Source organism: Sorangium sp. So ce1014 (genome assembly GCF_051521505.1).
GTDB lineage: Bacteria > Myxococcota_A > Polyangia > Polyangiales > Polyangiaceae > Sorangium.
Map to the genome: position 1 here is coordinate 6825187 of NZ_CP150356.1, position 14269 is coordinate 6839455.

The 14269-nt window shown below is 70.6% G+C and carries 12 protein-coding genes and 1 pseudogene; 8 read left to right on the forward strand and 5 right to left on the reverse strand.

The window, feature by feature from the left end:
* Positions 1–241 precede the first annotated feature (241 nt).
* Positions 242–748, forward strand: a complete 507-nt coding sequence (locus tag WME75_RS25710) for a MarR family winged helix-turn-helix transcriptional regulator (protein WP_437476075.1) — start codon at positions 242–244, stop codon at positions 746–748.
* Positions 749–843: 95 nt separating this feature from the next.
* On the forward strand, positions 844–2685 hold the full coding sequence (locus WME75_RS25715) for a hypothetical protein (protein ID WP_437476077.1): 1842 nt from the start codon (positions 844–846) through the stop codon (positions 2683–2685).
* A 90-nt stretch (positions 2686–2775) separates the two neighbouring features.
* On the opposite strand, the gene WME75_RS25720 is transcribed toward WME75_RS25715, so the two are convergent.
* Positions 2776–4740 (reverse strand): ATP-binding protein, encoded by a 1965-nt coding sequence (locus WME75_RS25720; protein ID WP_437476079.1) that lies wholly within the window; start codon positions 4738–4740, stop codon positions 2776–2778.
* A gap of 9 nt (positions 4741–4749) precedes the next feature.
* Positions 4750–5277, reverse strand: coding sequence for a methanogen output domain 1-containing protein (locus WME75_RS25725; RefSeq protein WP_437476081.1), 528 nt, complete (start codon positions 5275–5277; stop codon positions 4750–4752).
* 761 nt (positions 5278–6038) lie between these two features.
* On the opposite strand from WME75_RS25725, the gene WME75_RS25730 reads away from it, so the two are divergent.
* The 4 genes from WME75_RS25730 to WME75_RS25745 all read left to right on the forward strand — a co-directional run bounded on the left by WME75_RS25730 (position 6039) and on the right by WME75_RS25745 (position 10922).
* Positions 6039–7607 carry a PAS domain-containing protein gene (locus WME75_RS25730; protein ID WP_437476083.1) on the forward strand — a complete coding sequence of 523 codons (1569 nt, stop codon included), beginning with the start codon at positions 6039–6041 and terminating at the stop codon, positions 7605–7607.
* Positions 7608–7831: 224 nt separating this feature from the next.
* On the forward strand, positions 7832–8806 hold the full coding sequence (locus WME75_RS25735) for a GAF domain-containing protein (RefSeq protein WP_437476085.1): 975 nt from the start codon (positions 7832–7834) through the stop codon (positions 8804–8806).
* On the forward strand, positions 8803–9000 hold the full coding sequence (locus WME75_RS25740; protein ID WP_437476087.1) for a hypothetical protein: 198 nt from the start codon (positions 8803–8805) through the stop codon (positions 8998–9000). The genes WME75_RS25735 and WME75_RS25740 overlap by 4 nt, the downstream gene beginning before the upstream one ends.
* A gap of 347 nt (positions 9001–9347) precedes the next feature.
* Positions 9348–10922 carry a glycoside hydrolase family 5 protein gene (locus WME75_RS25745; RefSeq protein ID WP_437476089.1) on the forward strand — a complete coding sequence of 525 codons (1575 nt, stop codon included), beginning with the start codon at positions 9348–9350 and terminating at the stop codon, positions 10920–10922.
* 130 nt (positions 10923–11052) lie between these two features.
* On the opposite strand, the gene WME75_RS25750 is transcribed toward WME75_RS25745, so the two are convergent.
* A complete protein-coding gene (locus tag WME75_RS25750) occupies positions 11053–11487 on the reverse strand; it encodes a YciI family protein (RefSeq protein ID WP_437476091.1) in 435 nt (144 codons plus the stop codon).
* A 547-nt stretch (positions 11488–12034) separates the two neighbouring features.
* Here WME75_RS25750 and WME75_RS25755 point away from each other — a divergent pair.
* Positions 12035–12193 carry a hypothetical protein gene (locus WME75_RS25755; RefSeq protein WP_437476092.1) on the forward strand — a complete coding sequence of 53 codons (159 nt, stop codon included), beginning with the start codon at positions 12035–12037 and terminating at the stop codon, positions 12191–12193.
* Positions 12194–12249: 56 nt separating this feature from the next.
* Entirely contained in the window at positions 12250–13701 is a 1452-nt protein-coding gene (locus WME75_RS25760) for a peptidoglycan-binding domain-containing protein (RefSeq protein WP_437476094.1), read from the forward strand.
* A 146-nt stretch (positions 13702–13847) separates the two neighbouring features.
* Here the strand turns inward: WME75_RS25760 and WME75_RS25765 are convergent, their stop codons facing one another.
* Positions 13848–14039 carry a hypothetical protein gene (locus WME75_RS25765; RefSeq protein WP_437495087.1) on the reverse strand — a complete coding sequence of 64 codons (192 nt, stop codon included), beginning with the start codon at positions 14037–14039 and terminating at the stop codon, positions 13848–13850.
* Positions 14040–14211: 172 nt separating this feature from the next.
* A pseudogene (locus WME75_RS25770) lies at positions 14212–14262 on the reverse strand (hypothetical protein); the annotation flags it as partial.
* Positions 14263–14269 lie beyond the last annotated feature (7 nt).

Consider the following 14269-nt stretch of genomic DNA (forward strand, 5'->3'; position numbering starts at 1 on the left):
AGCTACACGTAAATGCGCACCACGGGTGCGCACCTCACCACCGCCGCGGCCCGGGCAGCGATCCATCGACGGATCGGTCAGAGCGCGCCGGGGTCTTGAGAACCCCGGCGCCGAGCCAGCGATCGAGCGGGGAATGCCGCCCCGCATCGTGAAAGTAGGTGTACCTGCACCTGAACAGATGTCAAGCAGTTCGGGATGTCCGAAATGGCAGGCCGGCTCGAAATAGTGTACATACACACTTGTGGTTGATTTTGCCCGGGCCTCCGAGATCATCGCGAGCCAGTGCGCCCTCGTGCGCGTGCGTCGCGCGTCGCGCGCGCTCACGCGGCTCTACGACGAGAGCCTGCGGCCCTCGGGGCTCCAGGCGACGCAGCTCACGATGCTCGTCGCGGTCGCGACGTGCGGCGACGGGGGCGTGAAGCTCGGCGCGCTCGCGGACGGGCTCGTCATGGATCGCACGACGCTCACGAGGAACCTCGTGCCGCTGGAGAAGGCGGGCCTGCTCCGGGTGGCGCGCGCGCCCGACGACGCGCGCGTCCGCCTCATCTTCCTCACGCGCCAGGGCGAGCGCGCCATCGAGGCGGCGTTCCCGCTGTGGGAGCGGACCCAGAAGCACGTCCGCGAGCGGCTCGGCGCCGGCAAGGCGGACGCGCTCCGCGAGGAGCTCGGCCGCGTCGTGGCCCTGGCCGCGCGGCCCGAGAAGGCGCCGGAGCCGCCGGCGCGGCCGGCCAGGCGCAAGGCGAAGTGACGCGAGCGCCTGAGGTGCGATGGCAAGGAGCCGGCGGGACCGCGCGAGAGGCGCTCAGCGCACCCTGAAGGTCTGGACTGTGTTAGACTCCGAACATGAGTTTGACGTACTGCGGCGTCGCGTCCCACAGCGCCATATCGCCAGACGCCATTCTAGCCGACGCTGCCGACGCTCTTCCGCGCGTGCCGCAGCGCACGTTCGCCTGGTCGGCGGGCAACCTGGCTGCGCGCGTCTACGAGTACGACCGAGTGGCCTGGCACGAAACGGTCACGAGTAGCCCTCAAGCCATCTCCGCACTTTCCGGATACATGCTGGCGCGAACAGGCTCGCTGACGGCGCCGCCCTCCTTGCGCGACTTGCTGGAGGCGTGCGCGACCGTGGACGGCGAATGGTCGGCGATCGCGGGCGACGAGACCGCGCTGCTGGCGGTCAGCTCGGCAGCGGGGACAGAGCACGTGTATGTCGACTGCAACTCAGCGTACACGGCGGTCTCCAATCGTTGCCGGCCGCTCTGGCTGCTGCGGGCGAGGCAGGGCCTCGAGCTGCAGGTGGACCTGAGCTCGATTGCCCGGCTTGTTCATCTAGGTTACCCGTTCTGCACCGGAGGCACGGCTGTCCGAGGCATCGAGCTGCTCGCTCCATGCGAATCCATCCGGCTGAACCGCGACGGACGCGTGGAGCGCACCACGCGTCAACCCGTGGAGAGGAGGCGCGCGCGCGGCGCGGTGGACTGGCAGTCGCACGCGCTGGCAGCCAAGCAGCGCATGGCCGACGTGTGCAGCTCGCCCGCGCCGATGCGTGTGGCCGTGACCGGCGGCAAAGATAGTCGGCTGGTGATGTCGATGCTGGACGCGCTCGGGGCTCCCGGACATGTCACGGGCTACATCAGAGCGCCCGAGGACCATTCGGATTTCATGGTCGGCGGGTCGATCGCCAAGATGCTGGGGCTGCCGTACGAGCGACTGGAGCCTGACGAGCGCAGCGATCTGCGAAGCAGCGTGCAGAGCCACGTAAAGTTCACCGAGGGCATGCTCTCGGCGTGGGACATGAAAGACGCCGTCTTCCCGGGCGGCGAAATCGGCGTACACGGGCTACTCGGCGAGGTGTACCGGCGTAAGCAGAGCGACCCTTCGCTGTCCGCAGACGAGCTCGCCGGAAGCTTGCTCCAGCGGCCGTCCGCGAGTCGCGTCGTGCGCCAGGACCTTTGTCACAGCCACGTGCGCTCGGTGCGCAGCTGGATCACCGAGCTCGAGCTGCAGGGCACTCCGCTCGAGCAGGTGCCGGACCTGTTTTACTTGCAGCAGCGGGTCACGCGCTGGGTAGGTCAGGCCAAGCTCCACGACGGTCTGTGGGGGGCGCACGTGAACCCGGTGTTCGCGCTGCCTTTACTGCAGGACTACTACTCACTACCGCTCGCGGACCGCCTGGAAGAGCGGGTGCACTTCGAGCTCACGGCGCGCCTATCGCCCAGGCTGGCCGCGCAACCGTTCGCAAACGATCGCTATGCTCCGGCGATGGTCGAGCGCAGCGGTCACCGAGACGTGACGGTCGCGACTACATCCGTTCGCTCGACCAGTCGTCAGGCGCGTTTGCTCTGGCGCAAAGCGGCGCTGAAGCATTCGCTCCCCTGGATACGCGAACAGCTAAGCATCGCGCGCCACTCATTGACCGAAGTAGTCGAACCTGGGCGCGTCGACGAGCTGGCGGCAGTGGTTGCGTACGTCGCCGGCGACGCCTCGGCGCGCGATGCCCTGAATCTCACTCGCGCGCCAAGATTACTTGTCACCGCCATGGCAAACCCAATTCACCTGATGGTGGACGTCTTCTCGCTGCTCACCGCGGTTGCCACCATTCGAGAGCTCGACTCGCTTCGTCGGCACGAAGGGCGGGTGGGGCACAGGGCAGACGCTCCAGAGTCCCACTCGAAAACGCTCTAATGGAGTGATGGCGAGCCCTCCGCCGCCCGGCGCTCCCGCCGTGGCCGGCTCGCCGGCGCTCTCTGGTCGCCCTCTCCGGCGCCCGGGCGCCTACGGCGCAGAGCCGCCGGACGGCATCCCCCTCGCGAGCAGCTGCATGAGCGCCGCCGGCTCGACCGGCTTCAGCAGGTGGTGATCGAACCCGGCGTCGATGGCGCGCTGTCGGTCGGCGTCCTGGCCGTAGCCGGACACCGCGATGAGCATGCACCGATCGAGCGACGCCTCGCCCCTCAGCCGCCGCGCGAGCTCGTATCCATCGATCCCCGGCAGGCCGATGTCCAGCACCGCGACGTCCGGCCTGTGCTCCCGCACCAGCTCCAGCGCCGCGTGCCCGTCGTGCGCGACCACGACGTCGTGACCCCACCGCTTCAGGGAAACGGCGAGCAGGTTGGCCGTATCGTGGTTGTCGTCCACCACGGCGACGCGCAGGCGCGCCGCGCGCATTGCCGACTCGCGCTCGCGCTCGCGCGCGCCGACCGCCGCGCCCTCGCCGCGTAGCGCCGGGAGGCGCACGATGAACTCGGCTCCCTGACCGACGCCCGCGCTCGCGCACGAGCACGACCCCCCGTGCAGCTCGACAAGGCGCTTGACCAGCGCGAGGCCGACGCCGAGCCCGCCCCGGGAACGGTGCAGAGACTGGTCGCCTTGGACGAAGACCTCGAAGACATGCGGCAGGAGCTCCGGAGCGATGCCGCCCCCGTTGTCGCGCACCGAGACGACCACCCCGTCATGGTCGCCGCGCGCCGACAGCCAGATGTGGCCGCCCGGCGGCGTGTATTTCGCCGCGTTGTTCAGCAGGTTGCCGAAGACCTGCTCCAGGCGCGTGGCGTCCCCCTGCACGGCTGGCAGGCCCCCGGCGATGGAGACGTGGAGCTCGTGCCGGCCCGCCTCGATCGGCCGGCGGCTTGTCTCGACGGATTGCTGGAGCACGAGCGAGACGTCGACGACCTCCACGCGGAGCGTGATCTTCCCCTGGCTGATCCGCGCGACGTCCAGGAGGTCGTCGACCAGCCGCGCCATGTGGCGGACCTGGCGCTCCACGACCGCAGCGGCGAACGTGACCGCCCCCGGGTCCTCGTCGGGCGCGCTCAGCAGGGTCGAGGCCGTGAGGATCGCGGCCATCGGATTGCGCAGCTCGTGCGCGAGCATGGCGAGGAACTCGTTCTTCCGGCGGTCGGCCAGGACGAGGTCCGCGAGGCGCTGCTCGGCGAGGCGCTCGAGCGCGCGGCGCTCCGCGATGGCGCGGAAGACGAGCACGGCGCCGATGATCTCGCCGCTCGCGTCGCGGATGGGCGCCGCGCTGTCGTCGATGGGCGTCGCGGCGCCGCCCCGCGCCACGAGCAGGGTGTGGTTGGCGAGGCCCACGATGCTCCCTTCCTGCAGCACCCGCCCGGTGGGGTTCTCGATCGGCTCTCGCGTCGTCTCGTGGATGGCGTGGAACACCTCGTCCACCGGCCGGCCGGTCGCCTCGCCCTCGGTCCAGCCGGTGAGCTGCTCCGCCACGGGGTTCATGAAGACGACACGCCCGCCGACGTCGGTCGCGATCACCGCATCTCCGATGCTGACGAGGGTCACCCGCAGCCACTCGCGCTGCCGGTCGAGCTCCCCGCTCGCGCGCCGCTGGGCCGTGATCTCCCGCCGCAGGTGCTCGAGCGTGCGGTTGAGCTCCACGAACGCCGCCAGCGCGGCCTGCTCGTGCACGAGGCGGAGCATCACGATCGCCGGTGAGCCCTCCGACGAAGGGCGCACGACCGCGCCCTCGACACGATAACGGCGCCCCTCGTTGAGCGTGAGCGTGCCGAGCGTCGGCTGGCGCACGCGCGCGCTGCGCCTCAGCAATCCCTCGACGTGCTCCCGCGCATCAGAGCAGAGCGCGAAGAGGGGCTGGCCCTCGCTCGCGCCGCCGAGCTCCTTGCGGGCGCGCTGGTTCGCGGCGACGACGAGCCCGTCGGTCGACACGAGCAGCACAGGCTCGGGCAGCACATCGGCGAGCTGGCCGAAGCTGAGCATCACCATGCAGCGCGCTTATCCCTTGAAATACACCTGACCGGCCTGCCCGTCGGCGTCGGGCGACGGCTTCAGGTGCACGACGACGCGGCAGCCGGCGTGCCCCTGGGCGATCGCCTCCTCGATGACCACGCGCGCATAACCCAGGTTCTCTGCGGTGATGACGCCGAAGACGTTGGATGTCATCATGCACAGCGCCTGTCGGTCCTTCACCAGCTCGCCGAACGGGCACGCGCGGTTGCCGAGCACGAGCTTCTCTTCGCTCTCCTCGATGACGTAGAAATCCCCCTGGATCCGCCGCTTGAGGTCCACAAGCACCTGGGTGACCTGCTCGCGTGTGAGCGTCGGCGCCTGAAGCCCCGACCGGTACTCCTCGTTGAGCCTGTCGCCGATCTTCTGGCCCACGATGCTCACGAAGCCCGACGCCTGCTCGAGGCCGACGACCTCCTGCAACGTCCCGGCGAGCTCGCGCAGGAGCTGCCGCAGAAAGTGGTCTCTGTCGAGCTGTACAGGTAACCGCCGAACGGCCTCTGCCGCGCTGCTCATCAGGAAGCCTCCTCGTCACCAGGTGCACGCCGGGGTTTACCATGCGCTGCCCCCGCCCGCCGACCCGGCAAGAAGCGGCCAGTCACACCTCGACCATGGCACAGGAAAGTTGCTGCCGCACCAAAAAGGGGGGCCTCCCTCCGTGACGGGGAGATCCGAAGCCCGGCGACCGCGCTCCGCGGGCGCGCCGAGAGATGCGGGCGAATCCTCGCCGGCGCAGCAGGGCCGAGGCGCCGCAAGCGCGTAGTTGAAGCCTGGGAGATCAAGGAGCGCAGATGACCACGGGGACGAGAGCGGCAGTCGAGATCGACGCAGGAGCACTCGACCTGTCAGGTGCGCACACCTCGGCTCGGGTCTGACGACATGCTGGAGGAGAAAGCCGGCAGGCGGCGCGGAGCTCCGTCCCGGCGTGGCGCAGCGCGACGCATGGACCTCGCGACGAGCGTGTCCAGCGCGGACGCGCCCTCGCGGACGGGCGACCGCGACGCGGTGTGGCCGGCGCCTCGACACAGGACGAGCGCGCCCTCGCATTACGTCAGGAACTGATCGGGAACACCGGTGATGCCGGTGATGCCGGCGATACTGGTGATATCGGCAATACGACGAGAACGTATCTGCCGACATTATAAATGATTCTATCGAAGCGAGGGCCTGCTGGTATAAACGGGGACAGGCGCATCGATCCCATCGTGCCTGTGGCGTTCGATGCGCCGCGGAACAGCACAGCCCTGTGGGTGAGTCTGCCCCAGCGAGCGAGGTCTATGAACACGCAACCGACCGCGCACCCTTCCTTCGAGTTGTTCTTCGAGGCCTGCCAGCACCCCTTCTGCGTCGTGACGGCCGAGGGCCGCCTGGTGAAGTGGAACGCGGCGTGCGCGCGGGCGCTCGGCCGGTCCGCCCTGGATCTCAGCGGCAAGTCGCTCGACGAGATCGTCGTCGAGACGGATCGCGCGCAGGTGCGCTCGACGCTCGGCGGCCTCTTCCCCGGCCCCTCGACGGCAGACCTCGAGTGTCGCGTGCTCCGCGGCGACGGCTCGACGCGCCTGCTCTCGCTCCGCGCGTCGACGTACGGCCGAGACGACCTGGCGTACGGCGTCTTCGAGGACATCACCGGCCGACAGGCGAGCGCGGCCGGGAGCTTCCTCGCGGAGGAGGTCTATCAACAGATCCTCGACGTCATCGAGGACATGGTCCTCGTCAAGGGTCCGAGGTCGAAGGTGATCTGGGCCAACAAGGCGTTCCGCGATCTCTACGGCATGAGCAACGCCGAGCTCCACGGCCTTGTCGACTCGCCGCGCACCGAGCCTGACTTCACGCAGCAGTACGTGAGGGACGACCAGCGCGTGTTCGAGACCGGCGATCGGCTGGTCATCGACGAGGAGCCGGCCACGCGCCACGACGGCGCGGTCCGGACGCTGACCACGGTCAAATCCCCCCTGCGGGGCGCCGGAGGCGAGGTGCTCGGCACGGTCGGCGTCTCGCGGGACATCACGGACAAGAGGCGCGCCGAGCGGGACCGGCAGCTCCTGGAGCAGGCGATCGGCGCGGCCTCCCAGGGCATCCTCGTCGCAGCGAGCGACGAGGAGGAGCTGCCCGTCACGTACGTGAACGCCGCCTTCGCACGCCTGTCCGGGCGGCCTGTGGCCGAGCTCCTGGGCGCCTCGTTCCGGCGGCTCGTGGGCAGCGTCGCCGACGCGGCCGCGGCCGAGCAGCTCGCGCGCGCGGTCGCCGAGCGCCGGGAGATCTCGGTCGAGTTCCCGGCCGAGCGCGACGGCGCGCGCGCCTGGATGCGCATGGCGCTCACGCCGGTGCGCGACGCGTCGGGCCAGGTGACGAGCTTCGTGGCCATCCAGGCCGACATCACGGCCGAGCGGGAGCGGCGGCGCCACGAGCTGGCGTTGAAGGAGCAGCAGCACCTCATCGAGCGCCAGCAGCGGACCATTCACTCCCTGGTGACGCCGATCATCGAGATCTGGGACGGGGTGCTCACGATGCCGATCATCGGCGTGGTCGACAGCGTCCGCGCGGCCGAGATGATGACCGCGCTCCTCGAGGCCGTCAGCGTGCGCAGGGCGCGGTTCACCATCGTGGACCTCACCGGGGTCGACATCGTGGACACGGCGACCGCGAACCACCTGCTCAAGCTGGTGCGGGCCACCCGCCTGCTCGGGACCACGTGCGCGCTCTCCGGCATCTCGCCCGCGGTGAGCAGGACGCTGGTGGGCCTCGGCGTCGAGCTCGGCGAGCTGCGCACGTTCAGCACGCTGCGCGCCGCGCTCCGCCATGTGCTCGGCCAGCTCGGCGTCTCGGTCGTCCAGGTGCGCGCGTGAGCCGGGGCAGGCCGCGCGAAGCCGCAGACGACCCGGGGGATCGGCTGCACGTCGTGTCTCCACACATCGGCTGAGCCCGGCTGAGCCCGGCGGGCGCGGCCCGCGGGTACGGCCGCCAGCGCTCGGTTGCGGCAAGCTCCGCGAAAAGCGCGGCTGCTTCCTGACGGCGCTCGAGGCAGAATCGGCGCTCGCCCTCTCTCTCGCCCGAGCAAGAGCACCTCCTCATGGCCGATCTGAACGATCCCGCGCGCCTCGCCGAGCTGCACCAGGTGCTGCTGCGCGACGACGCGGACGTCATTCTCGACTCCTGTGTGGAGCGTGCGGCCGAGCTCGCCCAGGCGCCGATGGCGCTGGTGAGCTTGATCGTCCGTCACATCCAGCTGTTCCGCGCGCACCGCGGCCTGCCGCCGGAGCTGTGCGTGAGCTGCGCGACCTCGCGGAGCAACTCTTTCTGTCAGCTCGTGGTCCGCCACGAGGCCCCGCTCCTCGTCGAGGACGCCGTGCACGACGAGCGCGTGCCCAGGGAGCTCGTCGAGCGTTACGGCATCCGCGCCTATGCGGGGGTGCCCATCCGGGTGCGCCGGCACGTGGTCGGCTCGTTCTGCGTGCTCGACGTCGTCCCCCGCGGGTTCGGTCCGCGCGTGCTCGAGGGCCTCGAGCGGCTCGCCGCCGAGGTCGGCGCGCGGATCGAGGTTCTGGAGAGCGACGCGCCGCCGCCGAGCCGTACCGTGAAGGAGCGCCTCGCGCGGTTCGAGCAGACCGCGCGCACGCTGGAGCACGCGCTCGCGGCCATCGCTCCGGTGATCGCCGAAGCGCAGAGCGCCGCGGCGACGCTGCCGGAGGCGCCCCCGGCGTCGCTGAGCCCGGCCGATCTGCGCGCGGCGGTCGACTGCTACAGGGACATGTTCGCGATCGTGGCGGAGCTGGCCGAGGACGCGATGCTCCTTTCGCGCTCGTCCCCGGCCGAGACGGCCGCCGAGATCGCCCTGGCGACGCGCTCCCTCGCGCGGGACATGGTCGAGATCAGCCCGCTCATCCGCCTCGCCGAGGGCGTGCTGCAAGGCACGCTCGACGAGAGAGCCGCCGCCAGGGCGGCGCACGTCGTGCGGGACGCGCTGGCGGCGCACGAGACCGCCTCTGCCGCGGTGCGCCGGATCCTTGCCACGGTCGAGCGCGCGCGCGCAACGGAGGCGTGGTGAAGGGCAGAGCCTACCAGCTGCTCCGTTCCTGTCTCGGCGACAAGGAGGCTCCGAGCGCGCGCGATGCGTTCATCTATGCGCGCATCATCATGCGCGCGCGCGTGGTGCCCGAGGAGATCACGCCCGTGCTCGACGACCCCGAGGTCGAGCGCCGGCTGGAGCACGCGCTGGAGGAGATCCTCCGCCGCGCATAGGGCCACGGGCGCCCGCGCCATGAGGGGCCGGGCTGCGCGCGCGCTTCACGGGCAGGTCGAGGAAGGCGCGAAGGAGCGGGACCGGGCAGGCGCGCCTCGGCGACCTCGGATCGCCGGGCCGGCCGGCACGCTCCGATGTCGGCAGGCGCGCTCGGCGACCGGCGCGACCGGCGCGACCGGCGGCCGGTGCAACCTGTGTGACCGAGTCGATGGCTCTCCCACTTTTACCTTCACCCCTCGGGGTGGGCCTGCTATGCAGCGAAGCTGTCTTCTTTGCTGATGCGCCTGCTTGACGCCCCTTGCTCGATGCAGGGCGCTTCGATCGAGAGCCTTCCTTGGAGAGTACAATGAGCCACGATGTGACGACTGGACTGTTCGCTGGGCCGAGGTGGACGCGCGGCTTTCTGCATCTCGCGCTGCCGGCGATGATGCTGCTCGGCTGTAATGGCTCGTCGGGGGACTCGGCATCAGGGGTCGGCGACTCGACGACATCGACGTCCTCGGGAGGCGGCGGCAACGCGTCCACGTCGACGTCGACGTCCTCGAGCAGCGGAACGGGCGGCGGCGGCGGCACAGGCGGCGCCGGCGGTACGGGCGGCGCCGGCGGTACGGGCGGCGGCGGCGGTACGGGCGGCGCCGGCGGTACGGGCGGCGGCGACGCATCCACCGTGGCATCCACGTCGGCCTCCTCGGGCGGCGGCGATTCCTCCACGTCGAGCGTGACCTCCACGTCCGCCTCCTCGGGCGGCGGCGCGGGCGGCGCCGGCGGCATGGGCGGCGGCGATTCCTCCACGTCGAGCGTGACCTCCACGTCCGCCTCCTCGGGCGGCGGCGCGGGCGGCGCCGGCGGCATGGGCGGCGGCGATTCCTCCACGTCGGCCGTGACCTCCACGTCCGCCTCCTCGGGCGGCGGCGCCGGCGGCATGGGCGGCGGCGATTCCTCCACGTCGGCCGTGACCTCCAGCTCCAGCGGCGTGACCTCGACGACCTCGACCGGGACAGGCCCGGCCACCGGAACGCCGGTCGAGCGGCACGGCCGCCTCCGCGTGATGGGCAACCGCGTCGTCGATGAGTACGGGGAAGAGCTCCAGCTCAAGGGAATGAGCATGTTCTGGAGCATCTGGGAGGGAGCGAAGTTCTACAACGCTTCCGCCGTGAACACGCTCGTGGACGACTGGGATGCGACCATCGTCCGCGCCGCGATGGCCGTCAGCATGTCGGGACTCGGCTACATCCACACCCCGGAGGCGGAGAAGAACAAGGTCCGAGCGATCGTCAACGCCGCCATCACCAAGGGCATCTACGTGATCATCGACTGGCACGATCACAACGCGGCCCAGGCTCCGAACAAGGAGGCAGCGAAGCGCTTCTTCCGGGAGATGGCCACGGAGTACGGCGACGAGCCCGCGGTGATCTTCGAGATCTTCAACGAGCCGGACAACGAGAGCTGGGCAGAGGTGAAATCGTATGCCGAGGAGGTGATCGGCGTGATCCGCGACGCCGGCTCCGACAACCTCGTGATCGTCGGGACGCCGACCTGGTCGCAGGACGTGGACGTGGCCGCCAGGAACCCGATCACGAGCGACGACAACGTCGCCTACACGCTGCATTTCTATGCCAACACGCACAGAGGTGCGCTGCGCACCAAGGCGACGAACGCGATGGCCGCGGGGCTCCCGCTCTTCGTGACCGAGTGGGGCACCTGCGACGCCAGCGGGAGCGGCACGCTGGATCTCGGCGAGGCGCAGAGGTGGCTCGACTTCCTGAACAGCAACAACATCAGCTGGCTCAACTGGTCCATCGTCGACAAGGCGGAGGCCTGCGCCGCGCTGAGGCCCGGGGCGAGCACGGGCGGCCCGTGGTCAGATGGGCAGCTGACCGAGTCGGGGCGGTGGGTCAAGGAGAAGCTCCAGGCGCCTTGAGCCGGACGGGGATGCGGAGCTCATCGCTGGAGATCGAGCTCCGCTCATGACCGTGCGGGTCCGTGTTCGTGCGACATCGCGGAGCGCCCTTGCGGCGACGTCCGCGTGAGCGTGGGTGCGGTCGCTGGGCCTACCGCGCCCTCGAGAACGACGCGCTCCACGTCGGCGCCACGTCGGCGATGATCTCCCTGAACCGCGGGGGGATGTCGGAGAGCTCGGTCATCTGCTGGATCGTGAGCACATCGTCGCTCCCGAACCCGACGGGGCAGCGCAAGGCCCATTCGATGGCCTCTTCCTTGGAGCTGACCTCGATCAGGTAGAAGCCGCCGACCAGCTCCTTCGTCTCGACGAAGGGCCCGTCGAGGACGGTGCGCTTTCCCCCGGAGATGCCGACGCGGGCGCGGGCCCCGCCGGGGTTGAGCCCCTCGGACGCGACAAGCACGCCGGCCTTCATCATCTCCTCGTTGAATTTCATGTACGCGGCGAAGAGCTCGTCGTCCGGAGGCCCATCCGCCTTCGCATTCGCCTCGTTGGTGCCAGGTGCTGCGGTGATGATGAATCGCATCGTCGTGTCTCCTTCGGGTGGGATGCAGGGCGCCCGGACGGTCTCGACCGGCTGAGCCCTGCCACTACCGTCACGACGAACGAGGGGGCGCGCGATCGACGGAGCGGGCGCGCTTTTGTGCGGGGTCGGCAGAATTGCGACAATGAAAGAATTTTGCAATTATGCTGTTGTGGTGGGCTGACGGGCATCTCGCGGGCACCTCAACCCGCGGGCACCTCCAACCCGCGGGCACCTCAACCCGGGTCGGGTCCGCAACCCGGGTCGGGTCCGGGTCACCTCGGGCACCTCAACCCGGGTCGGGTCCGCGTACCTCCGCGTACCTCAACCCGGGTCGGGTCCGCGCACCTCCGCGTACCTCAACCCGGGTCGGGTCCGCGTACCTCAACCCGGGTCGGGTCCGCGTACCTCAACCCGGGTCGGGTCCGCGGGTCCCCGCAACCCGGGTCGGGTCCGCGTACCTCAACCCGGGTCGGGTCCGCGTACCTCAACCCGGGTCGGGTCCGCGCACCTCAACCCGGGTCGGGTCCGCGCGGGTCGGGTCCGCGTCATGGCCTTCGGCGTCTTCCGCGTCACCGCGATCGCCCAGGGCGTCTACAGGCGGAGCCTTCAGGGCAACGCGAGCTCCGAGGACGCCGGCGGGTACGGCGCGGCCGTGGCGGTGCTCTCCGAGCTCGCCTGCGGGATCGCGGGGATCTCTCCGCGGTAGTACGGTGTCGACCAGGGACGAATTCGAGGTGGCGGCGATCGCCGGAGGGGGGACCCATGGGGGACAACAGGAACACGGGGCTCGGCGCCCCCGAGCTCGCGTCGAACGAGGTGTTGAGATCGGTCGCGGCGGGCGCGGCGACGCTCTCGCCGGGGGCGCACGGCGACGGCGTGCGCGCCTTGCAAGAGGCGCTCGGCGCGATCGGCCACCCGATGACGGCCGACGGCTCGTTCGGGCCGAAGACGCGCGCCGCCATCGTCGCGCTGCAAGCCGCGGAGGGCCTGCCGCAGACCGGCATCGTCGACGCCGCGACGATCGCCGCCCTCGATGGGCGCCTCGCGGCCCGGCGTGCGCTTCCGCTCGACGAGGCCCTGGCCAGGGCCGCGGGGCTCAGCCCTGAGCAGGTGGCGGCGCTCGGCCGCAAGTCGCCCGCGGTCCAGGCGTCCGCCGCGCCCTCGCGCCACGACCAGGCCTATTTCACCGACGCGAACAGGCTCCCGCAGGTCGTGCCCGGGGCCGAGCCGGACCCAGACTCGCCGCCGCCCGCCGTGGACTCCGCCGGCGACAGGCCGGCGACCACCGTCTCCGGCGCGCTCGCCGCCGATCGGAGCGCGCACCTCGACGACGTCCGGCGCGCGCTCGGGGGCGACGCGCGCGCGCTGGCCGCGCTCGGCAGGCTGCTCGCGGCGGGCCGGCTGCACACGGGGGCGCTCCTGCCGAACCTCGGGACCCTGGCGGGCGTCCGGCGCGATCCAAGGCTCGTGCTCGAGGGCGGCATCGATCCGCACCTCGTGCTCGCGCAGGCGATCCGGCACGTGGACAACCCGCTGCGCGTCAAGCAGGGCGCGCACCACGGCACATGCGGCGCGGGAACGATGGAGTACGTCCTGCTGCGCGTCGACCCGGCCGAGTTCGTGCGGATCCTCGACGGAATCACGCGGGAGGCGGGCGAGGTGACGCTCCGCTCGGGCCGCGTGCTCAGGGTGCCGCGCAATGCGATCCTGCGCGACGCCTCGGGCCGCGTCGACATCGACCGGCTGTTGCAATCCGCGCTCATGAACCACGCGACCGCGATGAGCTGGATCTTCGATTACGACAACCCCGAGGACAACGCCTCGTTCTGGGCCGCCCTGGGGGGCGACTCGCTGATCCCGCTCGGCAATTTCACGAGCCTGTTCCAGGACATCATGGGCGGCAGCTACACGAGCGTCTCGTCTCTCCTGCGCAGCGGCGCCTCCGTCGCCGACGACGTCGCCGGGGCGATCGGGCGCGGCGAGAAGGTGCCCATTCTCCTGAAATGGAACGGTGGCTACCACTGGGTCGCTGCCGAGAAGATCGAGCGCGGGGCCGACGGCACGCCCGCCTCGGTCATCCTGCGCAACCCCGTGGGGTCGGACAGCTGCCAGGGCACCCCGCCCCGCGCGCCGCTCCCCGAGGGCTGCGGCCGGTTTCGCATGAAGTACGCCGATCTCGCCGCGCACCTCGACGGCGCGACCCTCAGGGGCTGAGCCTCGCGGGAGGGGAGCCCCGCCGGTCGTGGAGCGAAGGCGGCCCCTTTGATGCATGGATATACGCCCTGTCGTGTTTCCATGGACACGACGGTTGCCGCGAGGAGCACGCGGAGAGCCCCCTGGAGCGCTCTACCGGGAGCCGTTCAAAGCACGTACCGGACCCAGCACGCCTTCAGCCCTCGCAACAGCAGGGAGAGGTTCCACTCCGGCGCCCTCCCTGCCCGCTCGAACCGCCCCGGGAGGGACGCCAGCACCTCGATCCCGATCCTCGCCTCGGCGCGCGCGAGCGCCGCGCCGACGCAGAAGTGGACGCCGTGGCCGAACGACAGCCCCACCTGCCGCTCGCGGTCGATATCGAACCGATCCGGGTCCGGGAAGACCTGCTCGCCGCAAAGCGATCTGGGCCGGCGGCTCGAACCGCAGCGTCTCCTCGAGGAAAACCGGGATCAGCGCCGGGTCCGCGCGGATCCGCGCGTACACCTCGGGGTGATCCATGAGGAGCACCAGCGCGGCGTTGAGCAGGTGGGTCGTCGTCTCGAACCCGGCGGCCAGCAGCACGAAGAGG

What these genes read in the sequence shown, in the direction of transcription:
- WME75_RS25750 (WP_437476091.1), bottom strand. Translation starts at nt 11,487, where the DNA reads ATGCGATTCATCATCACCGCAGCACCTGGCACCAACGAGGCGAATGCG.
- WME75_RS25715 (WP_437476077.1), top strand. Translation starts at nt 844, where the DNA reads ATGAGTTTGACGTACTGCGGCGTCGCGTCCCACAGCGCCATATCGCCA.
- WME75_RS25725 (WP_437476081.1), bottom strand. Translation starts at nt 5,277, where the DNA reads ATGAGCAGCGCGGCAGAGGCCGTTCGGCGGTTACCTGTACAGCTCGAC.
- WME75_RS25760 (WP_437476094.1), top strand. Translation starts at nt 12,250, where the DNA reads ATGGGGGACAACAGGAACACGGGGCTCGGCGCCCCCGAGCTCGCGTCG.
- WME75_RS25755 (WP_437476092.1), top strand. Translation starts at nt 12,035, where the DNA reads ATGGCCTTCGGCGTCTTCCGCGTCACCGCGATCGCCCAGGGCGTCTAC.
- WME75_RS25730 (WP_437476083.1), top strand. Translation starts at nt 6,039, where the DNA reads ATGAACACGCAACCGACCGCGCACCCTTCCTTCGAGTTGTTCTTCGAG.
- WME75_RS25745 (WP_437476089.1), top strand. Translation starts at nt 9,348, where the DNA reads ATGAGCCACGATGTGACGACTGGACTGTTCGCTGGGCCGAGGTGGACG.
- WME75_RS25735 (WP_437476085.1), top strand. Translation starts at nt 7,832, where the DNA reads ATGGCCGATCTGAACGATCCCGCGCGCCTCGCCGAGCTGCACCAGGTG.
- WME75_RS25720 (WP_437476079.1), bottom strand. Translation starts at nt 4,740, where the DNA reads ATGGTGATGCTCAGCTTCGGCCAGCTCGCCGATGTGCTGCCCGAGCCT.